The organism is Agromyces sp. Y558 (genome assembly GCF_059445415.1).
On the sequence record NZ_JCAIUH010000001.1, the window covers coordinates 2027755 to 2042122 of the forward strand.

Consider the following 14368-nt stretch of genomic DNA (forward strand, 5'->3'; position numbering starts at 1 on the left):
ACCCTCAATCGCAGAGAGGATCGGCGTACCCGCGCGGTGGCGGCAGGCCCGCCCCGCACGACAGCAACGGCGCTTCGCGCCACGACACGAGGAGTGACGCACATGACCCCCAAGTTCAAGCCGCGCATCGCGGCATCCATCGCGGCCGTGGCCGCACTCGCCCTGCTCGCGGGCTGTTCCGGCGACAACGAACCGGTCGCCGACCAGTCCGTGACGTTCTGGACGCCGCAGACCACACCCGAGCGTCTCGCCGCGCAGGAGGCGATCGCTGCCGCATTCACCGAGGAGACCGGCATCGAGGTCGAAGTCGTGCCCATGGCCGGTGCCGATCAGGATCAGGCGCTCGTCACCGGCGCCGCATCGGGAGACGTGCCGGACGTGATCCTCCACGCTTCGACGCAGACCGGCGCGTGGACGTCGCAGGGCCTCCTCGACACCGAAGCAGCAACAGCGGTTGTCGACACGCTCGGGCAGGAGACGTTCAATGAGCACGCCATCGAGGCGATCACGCTCGACGACCAGATCTCGGCCGTGCCGAGCGACGGCTGGACGCATGTGATCGCCTACCGCACCGACCTGCTCGAGCAGGCCGGGGTCGACGTGCCCACGAGTGTCGCGGAGCTCGCGGACGCAGCGACGACGGTCAAGGACGAGCTCGGCATCACGGGCCTCGCCTTCGGCACCCAGGCCGGCACGGCGTCGGCGACCGAGGGAATCCAGTCGATCTTCCAGAGCGCAGGCTGCGACCTCGTCGTCGACGGTGAGGTCGCGATCGACTCGAAGGAGTGCACAGAGGCCGCCGAACAGTTCCTCACGCTCCGCAACTCCTCAGTTGCGGGCGACTTCGACGTGACGAGCGCACGCGCTGCGTACATGAACGGCGACGCCGCGATGCTGCTCTTCTCGACGCACATCCTCGATGAGCTCGCGGGACTCGACGAGGCCACCCCGGCCACGTGCGCGGAGTGTGCCAAGACGCCGACGTTCCTCGCGGACAACACGCAGTTCATCACGGTGGTCGACGAGGAGCACCCTGCACAGTACGGCGCGATCCTCAGCTACGGCATTCCGACCGGCGCGAACGTCGAGGCTGCGCAACAGTACATCGAGTACGTGATGAGCACCGGATACGTCGACACGCTCGCAGTCGCGACCGAGGGTCGCATCCCGCTGCGGAACGGCACCGCCGAGGACCCGACCGAGTTCATCTCGGCGTGGGGTGAACTCGGCATCGGCCCCGGACAGGAGAAGACCTCCGTCGACCTCTACGGCGAGGAGTTCGTCGCCGGCATCCAGAGCGGCATCAATGCCGTCTACCAGTGGGGGATGGGCACGGACGACGCGACCCTGGCCGGCCTCGTCGCGAGCCAAGGCGTGCTCGCCGGGCAGATCGACCAGCTCTACACCGGCACCTCCGCCGCCGACGTGACGGCCGCGATGCGGACGGCCGTCGAGGAGGTCCAGGCAGGCCTGTGACCCGCACTGCACCAGCTCGGACCGACCGGGGGCGGCAGCTCAGTCGCCCCCGGCGGGAGAACCGCAACGGACTGATCCTCACGGCGCCGACGCTCGTCGTCGTACTGTTGGCGTCGATCCTTCCCATGATCCTCGTCGTGGTCTTCGCCTTCAGCGAGATCCGCCTCGTCGACATCCCCCTCCTCGGCACCCAGCCGATCGACTGGACGCTCGACAACTTCACCCGAGCCCTGCGCAACCCGTCGTTCTGGAACGCGCTCGGCACGACACTGCTCTACTCGACGCTCACCATGATCGGATCAGTCGGCGTCGGACTCGCGCTCGCCCTCGCGCTGCGCCGGCCGTTCCGCGGACGCGGCATCGTCCGGGCACTGCTGCTCGTGCCCTACGTGCTGCCGCTCATCGCGGCCGCGACGATCTGGCAGACCATGCTCAATCCGCAGTACGGGCTCGTCAACTCCTTCGGCCGCGAGTTCCTCGGGTGGGAGACCGCGATCGGGTTCCTCAACACCTCTCGGTACGAGGTCCTCGGCGTCGAGGTCCCGCTGGCGCTGCTCGTGGTCGTCCTCTTCGAGATCTGGACGTCGGCGCCGCTCTCGTTCCTCTTCATCACCGCCCGCCTGCAGGGCGTCGCCCCCGGCATCGAGGAGGCCGCAGCGCTCGACGGTGCGAACGGCTTCCAGATCATCACCCGCATCGTCATGCCGCAACTGAAGGGCGTGATCCTGCTGCTGTGCCTGCTGCGCTTCATCTGGACGTTCCAGAGCTTCAGCGAGATCTACCTGCTCACCGAGGGGGCCGGCGGCACCCAGGTCATGGCCCTCAAGGTCTACACCGAACTCGTCACGCGTGCCGACATCGGAAGCGCGGCCGCGTACGGCCTGCTCATGTCTGTGGTGCTGATCGCCCTGCTGGCGGTGTATGTCGTGTTCTCACGCAGGAAAGTGGACCTCGAATGAGCCGCAAACGCTCCCCGATCGCGCCGAGTCCGGCGGCCAACGCGGGCCGGGTCATCATCATCGTCATCGCGCTCGTGATCTCGATCGGGCCCGTCGTCTACGGGTTCCTACTCTCGCTCCGGCCGTACTCGGCGATCGTCCAGGCGCCGCTCGACCTCATCCCCGCGTTCAGCGAACTCGACTTCTCCGCCTACTCGACGGCGATGCTCGATCAGTCGCAGGGCGGATTCGGCCTCGGCCGGTTCGTGCTGAACTCGCTCATCGTCGCGTGCTTCACCGTTGTGCTCTCGATCATCGTGTCGATCCTCGGGGCGTACGCTGCCGCCCGCCTGCGCTACCGCGGACGCAAGACGGTCAACGCGATCATCCTCGGCATCTACCTGTTCCCGGGCATCGTGCTGTCCGTGCCGCTGTTCGTACTGCTGGCCAAGGCAGGGCTGACGGGATCACTCGTCGGCCTGTTCTTCGTCTACGTCGCCACGACGGTCCCCGTCTCGATCTACATGATGCGCAACTACTTCCTCGCCTTGCCCGAGAGCATCGAGGAAGCTGCGACCATCGACGGAGCTTCACTGCCCCAGATGCTGCGGAGCGTCGTGCTGCCGATCGCGCTCCCCGGCGTCGTGGCCACGGCGATCTACGTCTTCATGATCGCCTGGAATGAGTACTTCTACGCGCTGCTGTTCCTCGTGCAGGACCAATCGCTGTGGACGGCACCGCTCGGCATCTCGCAGCTCGCCGACTTCAACGTGCCCGTTCCGGTACTGCTGGCGGGGTCCATCGCCGTCACCGTGCCCGTCGTGATCCTGTTCTTCGTCGCGCAGCGCTACCTCGTCGACGGCTTGACCTCTGGAGCGGAGAAATGAGTTCGACACCTCAGCAGATCGTCATCATCGGTGCGGGCGGTCGTGGTCGCGATGCGTACGGCCGCTGGGCGATCGAACACCCCGACCTGGCGCGCATCGTCGCGGTCGCCGACATCGACGAGGCTCGGCGCACGACACTGGCGACTGACGCGGGCGGAGCGGCGGAGTACGGCGACTGGCGGGAGGTCGTCGCCGATCTCGGCGCGCTCGCCGCCGACGGTGTCATCATCGCGGTTCCCGACGCGATGCACGTCGACGTCGCGATCGCAGTGGCGGATGCCGGGGTGCCGTTCCTGCTCGAGAAGCCGGCGGCTCCCACCCTCGCCGAACTGGAACGTCTCGCGATCCACGCGGGCAGGGTCTCGGCGCGACTGGCGATCGGGCACGTGCTGCGGTTCACTCCGTTCTGGCGCACGATCAAGCAGATCGTCGACTCGGGCACCATCGGCAGGCTCATGACGATCGAGGTCCGCGAGAACATCGGGTTCTGGCACTTCGCGCATTCGTACGTGCGCGGCAACTGGCGCAACACCGCCACGTCGAGCGCGATGGTGCTCGCCAAGACCTCCCACGATCTCGACCTCATCCGATGGATCGCGGGCGATGCCCCAGAGACGCTGTACAGCATCGGGGGGCTCTCGTGGTTCCGCCCGGAGAACGCACCGGCGGGTGCGCCCGCGTTCTGCGTCGACGGATGCCCCGTCGCCGAGACGTGCCCGTTCTTCGCGCCGAGGTACTACGTCGAGGCGCTCGCCGATGTGGACGGCCATCCGGTCCATCTCCTCGGCGACGACACGTCGATCGCCGGGCGGCTCGAGGCGTTGCGCTCCGGTGACTACGGCCGATGCGTGTTCCACAGCGACAACGACGTGGCCGATCACCAGCAGACGACCATGCAGTTCCCCGACGGGTTGACTGCGACGTTGACGGCGTCGGCATTCACGGCCGAGAACACGCGAGTCGTCGCGATCACCGGGTCGGGCGGCCAGTTGACGGGTCACATGGAACGCGGCGAACTCGTCGTCGACCTGTTCTCACCTGGCGCCGCGCTGCCCGACGGGCTCCCGATCGCCCGGCACGAGGTGACCCCGATGAAGCCGATGGGGCACTCGCGACACACGGTGACCGTCACGATGCCGAACGCCGATCTCGGCGACCACGCCGGCCACGCCGGCGGCGATGCCGGGCTGATGGCCGAGTTCGTCGCCGCTCTCGGGCGGGGGACGGTGGGTTCCGGTGAGCTCTCGTTCAGCACGGCGCTCGACAGCCATCTGATGGCGTTCGCGGCGGAGGAGTCGCGGCTGAGCGGGTCGCGCATCGAGTTCGCGGACTGGGTGAGCGAGCTCGGCATCGCGCCCGACGAGGCAGCGTGAGGTGGGTGCGATGACCGGTTCCGACGGGTTCTCCGAGGCCGTGCGCGGCGTCGTCGCCCGGATCGGGGGCGACGCGGATCGCGTGCGGATCGAGCGGATCGTCGACACATCGGACGACGCGGCGGTCGGCGAGCACGCCGCCGTCGGCGAGTATGCCGCGGAGGGCGGCGTCCTCACCCTGCGGGGTACCGATCCGGTGGCGGCGTTGAGCGCGCTGTCTCGGTACCTCCAGCGCAACGGCCGCCGCATCACCTGGGAGTCGCCGCGACTCGACCCGGCGTTCGAGGCTTGGCCGGATTCCCCGCCGACGTCGATCCGCACACCGTTCGCCATTCGCTACCACTTGAACATGGTCACGCACGCCTACTCGACGCCCTTCTGGGACTGGGACCGATGGGAGCGCGAACTCGACTGGGTGGCGCTGCACGGGGTTACGCATCCGTTCGTGCTCACCGCGTACGAGGTCGTGCTCGAGGAGACCCTGACGAGGTCCGGAGTCCCGCGCGCAGAAGCGCGGTCGTGGGTGGGCAGCGCCGCGCACACGCCGTGGATGTCGGTGGGCGGGATGCACGACTTCGGCGGGCCGCTGCCCGAACGCTGGTCGGAGCGTCGTGTCGAGCTCGCGCGCCGGATCCTCGGTCGTGCTCGCGAACTCGGCATGACACCCGTACTGCCGGTGACGGGCGGGCATGTGCCACGTTTCCTCGCCGGTGCCGGCGCGGCGGAGATCGAGTGGCAGGGCTGGAGCACGCCGATGCTCGAGCCGTCGTCAGCCGAGTATGCGGATCTCGTGCGCACCTTCCTCGAGGTGCAACGCGAACTCCTCGGAGATCCCGGCCCGCGGCCCGTCATCGCGGTGGACCCGTACATCGAATCCCTGCCGCCGTCGGGCGACGAGGCCGCGCTCGCGGCAGCGGGCCGAGGCATCCATCGGGCCGTCTCCGGTGTCTACCCCGATGCGACCTGGCTCCTGCAGGGCTGGCCGTTCCACTACCACCGAGATTTCTGGACGCCCGAGCGGGTCGCCGCCTACCTCTCTGGGGTGCCGCACGAGAGCCTCCTGCTCATCGACCTCTGGGGTGAGCACGCGCCGATGTGGCGCGACGGCATGCACGGACGGCGGTGGATCTGGACCGCGATACACAACTTCGGCGGGAGGTTCGCACTGTTCGGCGACCTCGCCGGACTTGCGCGGGACATCACGGAGCTCGAACGGGAACGGCCGGAGCGACTCGAGGGCATCGGACTCGCCCCCGAGGCGATCGAGAACAACACCGTCTTCTACGAGCTGGCCGGCGACCTCGTCTGGGGCGGGGGCGTCGTCGAGCACTGGCTCGATGTCTTTGCGGTGCAGCGGTACGGCGTCGACGACGAGCGCGCCCGGCAGGCCTGGCACCTGCTGGCCGAGACCCTGTACGCGCCGGGGCGTACGCGTTCGATTCCGTCGCCGGTGTTCGCGCGCCCCTGGAATGCGACCGCACCGTTCGCCACGCAGCGGCTGGCGGGAGAGGCGCTGTCGACGGGGCCCTCACGCATGTCGGCCAACATCGACGCCGAGAACGACCCGGCCGTGCTCGGCGACCTGCCGCGCATCGCTCGCGCGGCTCGGCTCCTCATCGAGCTGGCGGATGTCTCGCCGTCGCCCGATGCCCTCGAGCACGATCTCGTCGAACTGACCGGCCACGTGCTCGCCCAGCGCACGCGCGAGCACATCCGCGGCATCCTCGCCGCCTTCGAGCACCGCAACGCCACCGGCATCCGGGACCGCGCTGCAAAACTGGCCAACGACCTGCGTGACCTCGACGCATTAGCGGCCACCCGACCCGAATCACGGGTATCGACCTGGATCGACGCCGCCCGCGGCTGGGCCGACACTCCGGCTGAGGCAGCGGTGATGGAACGGGACGCGCGCAGCCTGGTGTCGGTCTGGGGGCATCAGTCGAGCGGCCTGCACGACTATTCGGGGCGGCACTGGTCCGGGTTGATCCGCGATCTCTACCTGCCTCGCTGGGAGGCGTGGACCGAGTGGCTCGCCGAGGCCGCCGAGGCCGCCGAGAACGGAGCTGAACCCGATGTCGCGGTGCTCCGCGCTCGCATCGTCGGAATCGAAGAGGTATGGCGCAGCGCGACCGGCAGCGACGATGGGTCGAACTCGCCTCCCGTCGCGGTGGCGTCCGCGGTGCTCGACCGGCTCGGCTGCTGAAGGGCTTCGCTTCGGGACCCCAGCCGATCTAGGCTGTCTGCATGAGCAGAGAAGCCGTCATCGTCGACGTTGTGCGCACGCCCGTCGGGCGCGGCAAGCCCGGAGGCATCCTGTCGGGCATCCACCCCGTCGACCTCCTCGCGGGCGTGCTCGACACCATCGTGAACCGCAACGACCTCGACCCCGGTCTGATCGACGACGTCATCGGCGGGTGCGTCAGCCAGATCGGCGAGCAGAGCTACAACATCACCCGCAACGCGGTGCTCGCGGCAGGCTTCCCCGAGAGTGTGCCGGGCACGACAATCGACCGGCAGTGCGGCTCGAGTCAGCAGGCGGCGACGTTCGCGGCCCAGGCCGTGCTCGCCGGGCAGGCCGACATCGTCATCGCGTGCGGCGTCGAGTCGATGAGCCGCGTGCGGCTCGGCTCGAGCACGGCGGGCGCCGATCCCTACGGATCGCGCATCAGAACGCGGTACCCCGATGGGCTCGTGAACCAGGGCGTCTCGGCTGAGCTGATCGCCGCGAAGTGGGGTTTCGCACGTGACGAGCTCGACGCCTTCGCCGCGCGATCCCACGAGCTCGCCGCGGCCGCACAGGAGTCTGGCGCGTTCGCGAGCGAGGTCGTGCCGGTGCCCGGTGTCGACTCGCTGACCGACGAGACCGTGCGCCCCGCGACATCCGTCGAATCGCTCTCAGGGCTGAACGCCGCGTTCCGCACCGACGAACTCGCCGAGCGGTTCCCCGAGCTCGACTGGCGGATCACTCCGGGCAACTCCTCGCCACTCACCGACGGCGCATCCGCCGCCCTCATCATGAGCGCCGAGCGGGCCGAGCAACTCGGCCTCACGCCGCGTGCGCGGTTCCGCTCGTTCTCGGTTGTGGGCAGCGACCCGCTCTACATGCTCACGGGTGTTGTCCCGGCGACAGCCAAGGTGCTCGAGCGCGCCGGACTCGGCCATGACGACATCGACGCCTACGAGGTCAACGAGGCGTTCGCGTCGGTGCCGCTCGCGTGGCTGCATGACACGGGGGCGGATGCCGCGAAGCTGAACCCCCGGGGCGGCGCCATCGCCCTCGGGCACGCTCTCGGCTCCTCGGGCACGCGCTTGCTCACGACGCTCGTCAATCAACTCGAGGCGACCGGTGGCCGCTACGGCCTGCAGACGATGTGCGAGGGCGGCGGCATGGCCAACGCCACCATCATCGAACGCATCTGACCCACCACAGCTCGCTGAGCCTGTCGAAGCGAGCCGACCCGCAACGCTCGCCTCGACCGGCAACACCCGGTTCGACCGGCAACGCTCGCCTCGACCAGCAACACCCGGTTCGACCGGCCCGGCGAACGACCATGTGAAAGGACACCAGATGGAACTCGACGGCGCATCGGCAATCGTCACTGGCGGGGCCTCGGGCCTCGGACGCGCGACGGCTCGCGCACTCGTCGACGGTGGGGCATCCGTCGTGCTCGTCGACCTGCCGGGCCCCCGCGGTGAAGAGGCCGCGGCCGAACTCGGGGAGCGGGCGCGCTTCGTCGCGGCGGATGTCGCGCACGAGGCCGAGGTGCAGGCCGCCGTCGACGCGGCATCCGCCCTGGCGCCGCTGCGCATCGCGGTCAACTGCGCCGGCATCGTGACCGCGAACCGCACCGTCGGCCGTGACGGCCCGGCGCCGCTCGATGCGTTCGAACGCACGATCCGGGTGAACCTCATCGGCACGTTCAATGTGACCCGCCTCGCGGCGGCGGCGATGGCCGCCAACGAGCCGGTTTCCGGCAGCGTGCCGGGCGGCCCGAGCACCGCCGAGCGCGGCGTCATCATCAACACCGCATCGGTCGCCGCCTTCGACGGGCAGATCGGCCAAGCCGCCTACGCAGCGTCGAAGGCCGCCGTCGCGGGCATGACCCTGCCGATCGCCCGCGACCTGTCGAAGCTGCTCATCCGCGTCGTCACGATCGCCCCGGGCATCTTCGAGACGCCGATGATGGCCGGTATGGACGACGAGGTGCGCGCGTCGCTCGAGGCTCAGGTGCCGCATCCGTCACGCCTCGGGCATCCCACCGAGTATGCAGCGCTCGTGCGCTCGATCATCGCGAACCCGATGCTGAACGGTGAGACGATTCGCCTCGACGGCGCCATTCGCATGCAGCCGAAGTAGGGCGTGGGCCGAGCAGCCCGAGTGCCGAGCTGCCCGAGCACCGAGCACCGAGCACGCCGAGCACGCCGAGCGACCGTTGCCGAGTTGCACGACGATTCGCACGGCGCGCCGTGCGTTCGCGGCGTGTCACGCGCATCGTTGTGCAACTCGGCACTCGATGCAGGTGGGATGCCGCGGGGCGGGCGCTCAGCTCGAGCGCCCGCCCCGCGGCATCCGTGCGGCTCAGGCTGCTCGAGCGGTGCGCACCGCCGAGCGGGCACGGACAGCCTTGATGACACCGTCGATGACGTCCCACATGGAGGCGCCGATCGTCACCACGACGATGATCGCCACGATGATCGGCCCAGACTCGCCCCACGGCCACCGCATCGCGTCGAGTGCCGGCTCGTTGATCAGCTGGCCGGTGAGGAACAACCACAACGCCGGCACCGTGAAGGCGACATTCAACACGAGGTTGGTCCCGGCGAGCCACCAGTTCCAGCCCCACGCGTAGACGGCGACGGCGAACAACACCTCGAGCGCGATGAGCGTGATGAAGTATGGCAGCCAGAACGACCACAGCGCTGGGTCGAGGATCGGCACCGATGCGAGCTCGGGAACCCAGGGGATTCCGAACTGCTGCGCGACGAGTACGGCAGCGAAGACGACGAGGAACACCACCGACGCGATGAGCTCGGCAAGGCGCGACGCCCTGCCCGGCTCGGGCAGGGCTGGCAGCATGTCGAGCGTCCATGGCAGGTCGATTCCGCGCCGGCCGGCCGGGGCCGGTAAGCGTTCCAGGATCGCGAACACGAGCGTCGTCCAGAATCCGATGTGCACCGCTGCCGAGATCGTGACGCCGATGACGGCACCGATGATGCCGCCGACGGACGTCCCGGCGACGGCCTGCGCGATCGCTACGCCGAGGACGGCGAACGGCAGAACCACGGCGAACAGCAGCTTCAACATGCGCCACCAGGTCAGGAAGTAGCGCGGCCCGATGAGCTGCAGCGGCCGGTCGACGTAGTGCGCGGCGAGTACTGCCGGGTCGCCGAGCTCGGTGAGGGCGGCGCGCTCGGCGTCGTCGGGGCGCTGGCCGGCTTCGACCAGTGCGTCGCTCGCGTCGCCGATACGCTCGCGCAGTTCGCGATCGAACTCGGGGCGCTGCGTTTCGGGCAGGGTGCGGGCGGCGGCCCACACGTAGCGGTCGGTCAGGGTGGTCATCGTTCGTCTCCAGTCGTGAGTCCGGCGAGCGCGTCGTCGATGCGCTGCCATTCGGTCATGAGGGCGCCGGCGAGCACCTCGCCGGTCGGGCTTGTGCGGTAGAACTTTCGGGGCCGCGCCTCGTCGGTGTTCCACTCGCTCGTGAGGAGGGCCTGCTTCTCGAGCCGCCGCAGCAGCGGGTAGAGAGTGTTCGCATCGACGAGGATGCCGAGCCCGTTCAGCGACTCGAGCAGTGCGTAGCCATAGTCGGGTGTGCGCAGGCGGATGAGACAGGCGAGCACGACGGTGCCGCGTCTCAGTTCCTGCAGGTGCCCCGCGGTGGTCTCATCTGTGCTCATGCCTCACACGTTACTGTGTGACACACACTATTGCAACCCACACTTCATAGCGCGACGGATGCCTCGTCGCCCGCGCACCAATTCAGGAAGGGAGGCCTGTCGCGGCTGTCTGGACGGCGTGTCGTCCGGACACGCCCACTCCCTTCCTGAATTGCTGCAGGGGTGAGGGGTGAGGGGTGAGGGGTGAGGGGTGAGGGGTGAGGGGTGAGGGGTGAGGGGTGAGGGGTGAGGGCGAAGGTGAGGTGCAGCTGCCGGCTACTGCTCGGCGTGCGCCTCGAGGAACTCGTACACCGAGGAGTCGTCGACGCCCGGGAACGTGCCCGACGGCAGCGGCGACAGCACGTGCGCGTGCAACCGGGCGCTCGGCCACGCCCGCCCGGCCCAGCGCTCGGCGAGCTCCGACGGCGCCCGACGGCAGCAGGCGTCGTCGGGGCAGGTCGAGACCGCGCGCTGCGTGGTCTCGCGCCCGCGGAACCACTTGGCCTGGTTGAACGGCACCCCGACCGAGATCGAGAACTCCGCGGCATCCGTGCGCCCCGTCTGCGTCGCGCACCAGAACGTGCCGGCGGGGGTGTCGGTGTACTGGTAGTTCTCCGTCGTGCGGTTCGTGTGCCCGAACGCGCTGCGCGCACTCCACTTCTTACACACCCACTGCCCCTCGATCGACCCGGTGACGTCGGTCGGCAGCGGCAGGCCGTCGTTCTCGTAGCCCTTCAGGAGCGCCCCGTCGCCGGCGACGCGGAGGAAGTGCAGGGTCATGTCGAGGTGCGTCGTCGCGAGGTTCGTGAACCGCAGCGCCGCCGCCTCGTGCGTCACGCCGAATGCGTCGCGGAAGTCTTCGATGGCGAGCCGCTTCTCTTTCTTGGCGGCCTGCAAGAAGGTGACGGATGCCTCGCGCGGCATGAGGCACGCAGCCGCGAAGTAGTTGATCTCGAGCCGCTGCCACAGGAACTCCGCGTAGCTCGCCGGCCGTTCATGGCCGAGCAGCCGGTGCGCCATCGCCTGGAGCGCCATCGACCGCAGTCCGTGTCCGCCGGGGATCGATGCCGGCGGCAGGTAGATGCGGCCGTTCGCGATGTCGGTGATCGACCGGGTCGAGTCGGGCAGGTCGTCGACGTAGATGAGCTGGAAGCCGAGGCGCTCGGCCATGACGCCCACTTCGCGGTGGGTGACGGCGCCCGAGCGGTGGCCGGATGCCCGCACCTGGTCTTCGGCGAGCTGCTCGATCTCGGCGAGATGGTTGTCGCGTTCGCGCATGAGTTCGCGCAGCTCGGTGTTCGCCCGTCGCGCCTCTTCAGGGGTGGCGATGGCTTCGCTCGCCCGGCGCTGCAGCTCATGGTGGAGGCCCACGATCGCTTCGAGCGATTCGTCGGTGATGCCGCGCCCCGGCCTGATGGCCGGCAGCCCGAGGCTCGCGTAGAGCGAGCTCGCTTGCGCCCGGCCGAGTTCGAGCTCGAGTGCGGCCCTTCTGCTCGGTGCCTCGCGGGCGAGGAGGTCGGCGAGCTCGACTCGGAGGCTTGCGGCGAGGGCGTCGAGGGTGGACAGCTTCGGCTCCCGCTTTCCGTTCTCGATGAGCGAGAGCTGGCTGCCCGCGAGCCCCACCGCATCACCGAGTTGGTCGAGGGTGAGGCCGCGCTCGCCTCGGAAGTGGCGGATGCGCTGGCCGAGGGTCGCGAGGTCGGGGGAGCCTGCCTTCATGCCTTAAGAATAGCGAAAGAAGCGCAGTTCTTAACGGGTCATTTGGCCGAACGGATGCCGCATCCGCGCGCATTCTTGAAGTACGAACCGTTTCCGGCCACTGGTCGGCACACACTCTGGAAGGGACGACGATGACCATCTCCGAGTTCGTATCGGGCACGGCCTCGATCGGCACCGAGGCATCCGAGGCGTCCGCAGCCTCCGCCCCCGCAACCGCCCCCGACGCCGTCGCCGGCGCCCGACGCGGCACCACCGACCCCGCGCTGCGCGCCTGGGTCGACGAGATCGCCGGTCTCACCAAGCCCGACGAGATCGTCTGGTGCGACGGTTCCCAGCACGAAGCCGACCTGCTGACGAAGCAGCTCGTCGCCGAGGGCAAGCTCATCAAGCTGAACCCCGAATGGCGCCCCAACAGCTACCTCGCGCGTACCGATCCTGGCGACGTCGCCAGGGTTGAAGACCGCACGTTCATCTGCTCGACCTACGAAGAAGACGCGGGCCCCACGAACAACTGGCGCGACCCCCGCGAGATGCGCGAAGAACTCGCCGACGTCTTCGACGGCTCCATGAAGGGGCGCACGATGTACGTCGTGCCGTTCTCGATGGGCCCCCTCGGCGGGCCGATCTCGCAGCTCGGCGTCGAGATCACCGACTCGCCCTACGTCGTGCTCTCGATGGGAATCATGACCCGCATGGGCGACGCGGTCTACCGCTTGATCGAGGCGGGCGAGCCGTGGGTGCGCACCGTGCACTCGGTCGGCTACCCGCTTGTCGACGGCATCGGGCACCGCCGCGCCGAGGCCGACTGGCCGTGCAACGAGACGAAGTACATCGTTCAGTTCCCCGATTCGCGCGAGGTGTGGTCGTACGGCTCGGGCTACGGGGGCAACGCCCTGCTCGCGAAGAAGTGCTTCGCCCTGCGCATCGCGAGCGTCATGGCGCGCGACGAGGGCTGGCTCGCCGAGCACATGCTGCTCATCAAGATCACTTCGCCCGAAGGCAGGTCGTACCACGTGGCGGCCGCGTTCCCGTCGGCGTGCGGCAAGACGAACCTCGCGATGCTGCGCCCCACGATCCCCGGCTGGAAGGTCGAGACGATCGGCGACGACATCGCGTGGATGCGACCCGGCGACGACGGGCGCCTCTACGCGATCAATCCCGAGGCCGGCTTCTTCGGTGTCGCACCCGGCACAGGGGAGACCACGAACCCCACCGCCGTGCAGACGCTCTGGGGCAACACCATCTTCACGAACGTCGCGCTCCGGCCCGACGGTGACGTCTGGTGGGAGGGCCTCACCGACACGCCGCCCGCGGAGCTCACCGATTGGGAGGGCAAGCCGTGGACGCCGGCATCCGGTCGCCCCGCAGCGCACCCCAACTCCCGCTTCACGGTCGCGGCCGCGCAGTGCCCGCAGATCTCAGACGACTGGGACGCGCACGACGGCGTGCCGATCGACGCGATCCTCTTCGGAGGGCGCCGTGCCACGAACGTGCCGCTCGTCGCCGAGGCCCGCGGCTGGAAGCACGGCGTGTTCATGGGCGCGACGATCTCGTCCGAGCAGACGGCCGCCGCAGAGGGCACGGTCGGCGAGCTTCGCCGCGATCCCTTCGCCATGCTCCCGTTCTGCGGCTACAACATGGCCGACTATTGGGGCCACTGGGTCAAGATGGGCCGTGTGCTCGGCACGAACGCGCCGAAGATCTTCCAGGTCAACTGGTTCAGGAAGGGCGGCGACGGCTCGTTCCTCTGGCCGGGCTTCGGCGAGAACTCGCGTGTGCTCGAGTGGATCGTCGGGCGCATCGAGGGTGCGGCCGACGCGATCGAGACGCCGATCGGCATGCTCCCGGCTTCCGGTTCGCTCGACCTCGACGGACTCGATATCACGGATGCCGCGCTCGAACAGCTCTTCGACGTCGACCGCGACTCGTGGCTCGCCGAGTGCGACCTTACCGACGAGTACTTCGCGCAGTTCGGCGACCGCGTGCCCGCGGCGCTCAAGGCAGAACTCGCAAGCCTGCGATACCACTTGCAGCACCAAGGCGCGTAGCCCGGTCGGCAGTGCGCCTCGCGATCCGCGGGGCGCATCGCCATGCGGGT

Annotated in this window: 11 protein-coding genes; 8 read left to right on the top strand and 3 right to left on the bottom strand. The window is 69.0% G+C overall.

All coding sequences use genetic code 11. The features are described 5' to 3' along the window. The first annotated feature begins 102 nt into the window (after positions 1-102). From AC1C2T_RS09545 to AC1C2T_RS09575, 7 genes are all read left to right on the top strand, one after another. Positions 103-1476, top strand: a complete 1374-nt coding sequence (locus AC1C2T_RS09545) for an ABC transporter substrate-binding protein (RefSeq protein ID WP_495385123.1) — start codon at positions 103-105, stop codon at positions 1474-1476. Then, the gene (locus AC1C2T_RS09550) at positions 1473-2435 is read left to right on the top strand and encodes a carbohydrate ABC transporter permease (protein WP_495385124.1); all 963 of its coding nucleotides are present in this window, start codon (positions 1473-1475) and stop codon (positions 2433-2435) included. Before AC1C2T_RS09545 ends, AC1C2T_RS09550 begins: the two co-directional genes overlap by 4 nt. Continuing rightward, positions 2432-3301: a carbohydrate ABC transporter permease gene (locus AC1C2T_RS09555; protein ID WP_495385125.1), complete on the top strand. Its 870-nt coding sequence runs from the start codon at positions 2432-2434 to the stop codon at positions 3299-3301. Before AC1C2T_RS09550 ends, AC1C2T_RS09555 begins: the two co-directional genes overlap by 4 nt. After that, positions 3298-4674, top strand: a complete 1377-nt coding sequence (locus tag AC1C2T_RS09560; RefSeq protein WP_495385126.1) for a Gfo/Idh/MocA family protein — start codon at positions 3298-3300, stop codon at positions 4672-4674. The genes AC1C2T_RS09555 and AC1C2T_RS09560 overlap by 4 nt, the downstream gene beginning before the upstream one ends. Positions 4675-4684: 10 nt before the next feature. Then, positions 4685-6877: an alpha-N-acetylglucosaminidase gene (locus AC1C2T_RS09565; RefSeq protein WP_495385127.1), complete on the top strand. Its 2193-nt coding sequence runs from the start codon at positions 4685-4687 to the stop codon at positions 6875-6877. Between the two features lie 41 nt (positions 6878-6918). Then, on the top strand, positions 6919-8094 hold the full coding sequence (locus AC1C2T_RS09570; protein WP_495385128.1) for a thiolase family protein: 1176 nt from the start codon (positions 6919-6921) through the stop codon (positions 8092-8094). A gap of 148 nt (positions 8095-8242) precedes the next feature. After that, complete coding sequence (locus AC1C2T_RS09575; protein WP_495362325.1) at positions 8243-9031, top strand: SDR family NAD(P)-dependent oxidoreductase; 789 nt, start codon at positions 8243-8245, stop codon at positions 9029-9031. A gap of 222 nt (positions 9032-9253) precedes the next feature. Here the strand turns inward: AC1C2T_RS09575 and AC1C2T_RS09580 are convergent, their stop codons facing one another. The 3 genes from AC1C2T_RS09580 to AC1C2T_RS09590 all read right to left on the bottom strand — a co-directional run bounded on the left by AC1C2T_RS09580 (position 9254) and on the right by AC1C2T_RS09590 (position 12270). Further along, positions 9254-10234, bottom strand: a complete 981-nt coding sequence (locus tag AC1C2T_RS09580; RefSeq protein ID WP_495385129.1) for a permease prefix domain 1-containing protein — start codon at positions 10232-10234, stop codon at positions 9254-9256. Further along, a complete protein-coding gene (locus tag AC1C2T_RS09585) occupies positions 10231-10572 on the bottom strand; it encodes a PadR family transcriptional regulator (RefSeq protein WP_495350896.1) in 342 nt (113 codons plus the stop codon). The genes AC1C2T_RS09580 and AC1C2T_RS09585 overlap by 4 nt, the downstream gene beginning before the upstream one ends. A 255-nt stretch (positions 10573-10827) precedes the next feature. Further along, a complete protein-coding gene (locus AC1C2T_RS09590) occupies positions 10828-12270 on the bottom strand; it encodes a helix-turn-helix domain-containing protein (RefSeq protein WP_495385130.1) in 1443 nt (480 codons plus the stop codon). Positions 12271-12401: 131 nt separating this feature from the next. Here AC1C2T_RS09590 and AC1C2T_RS09595 point away from each other — a divergent pair, with 131 nt between their 5' ends. Further along, positions 12402-14318 carry a phosphoenolpyruvate carboxykinase (GTP) gene (locus AC1C2T_RS09595; protein ID WP_495385131.1) on the top strand — a complete coding sequence of 639 codons (1917 nt, stop codon included), beginning with the start codon at positions 12402-12404 and terminating at the stop codon, positions 14316-14318. Positions 14319-14368 lie beyond the last annotated feature (50 nt).

What these genes read in the sequence shown, in the direction of transcription:
- AC1C2T_RS09590 (WP_495385130.1), bottom strand. Translation starts at nt 12,270, where the DNA reads ATGAAGGCAGGCTCCCCCGACCTCGCGACCCTCGGCCAGCGCATCCGC.
- AC1C2T_RS09545 (WP_495385123.1), top strand. Translation starts at nt 103, where the DNA reads ATGACCCCCAAGTTCAAGCCGCGCATCGCGGCATCCATCGCGGCCGTG.
- AC1C2T_RS09570 (WP_495385128.1), top strand. Translation starts at nt 6,919, where the DNA reads ATGAGCAGAGAAGCCGTCATCGTCGACGTTGTGCGCACGCCCGTCGGG.
- AC1C2T_RS09580 (WP_495385129.1), bottom strand. Translation starts at nt 10,234, where the DNA reads ATGACCACCCTGACCGACCGCTACGTGTGGGCCGCCGCCCGCACCCTG.
- AC1C2T_RS09585 (WP_495350896.1), bottom strand. Translation starts at nt 10,572, where the DNA reads ATGAGCACAGATGAGACCACCGCGGGGCACCTGCAGGAACTGAGACGC.
- AC1C2T_RS09555 (WP_495385125.1), top strand. Translation starts at nt 2,432, where the DNA reads ATGAGCCGCAAACGCTCCCCGATCGCGCCGAGTCCGGCGGCCAACGCG.
- AC1C2T_RS09595 (WP_495385131.1), top strand. Translation starts at nt 12,402, where the DNA reads ATGACCATCTCCGAGTTCGTATCGGGCACGGCCTCGATCGGCACCGAG.
- AC1C2T_RS09575 (WP_495362325.1), top strand. Translation starts at nt 8,243, where the DNA reads ATGGAACTCGACGGCGCATCGGCAATCGTCACTGGCGGGGCCTCGGGC.
- AC1C2T_RS09560 (WP_495385126.1), top strand. Translation starts at nt 3,298, where the DNA reads ATGAGTTCGACACCTCAGCAGATCGTCATCATCGGTGCGGGCGGTCGT.
- AC1C2T_RS09565 (WP_495385127.1), top strand. Translation starts at nt 4,685, where the DNA reads ATGACCGGTTCCGACGGGTTCTCCGAGGCCGTGCGCGGCGTCGTCGCC.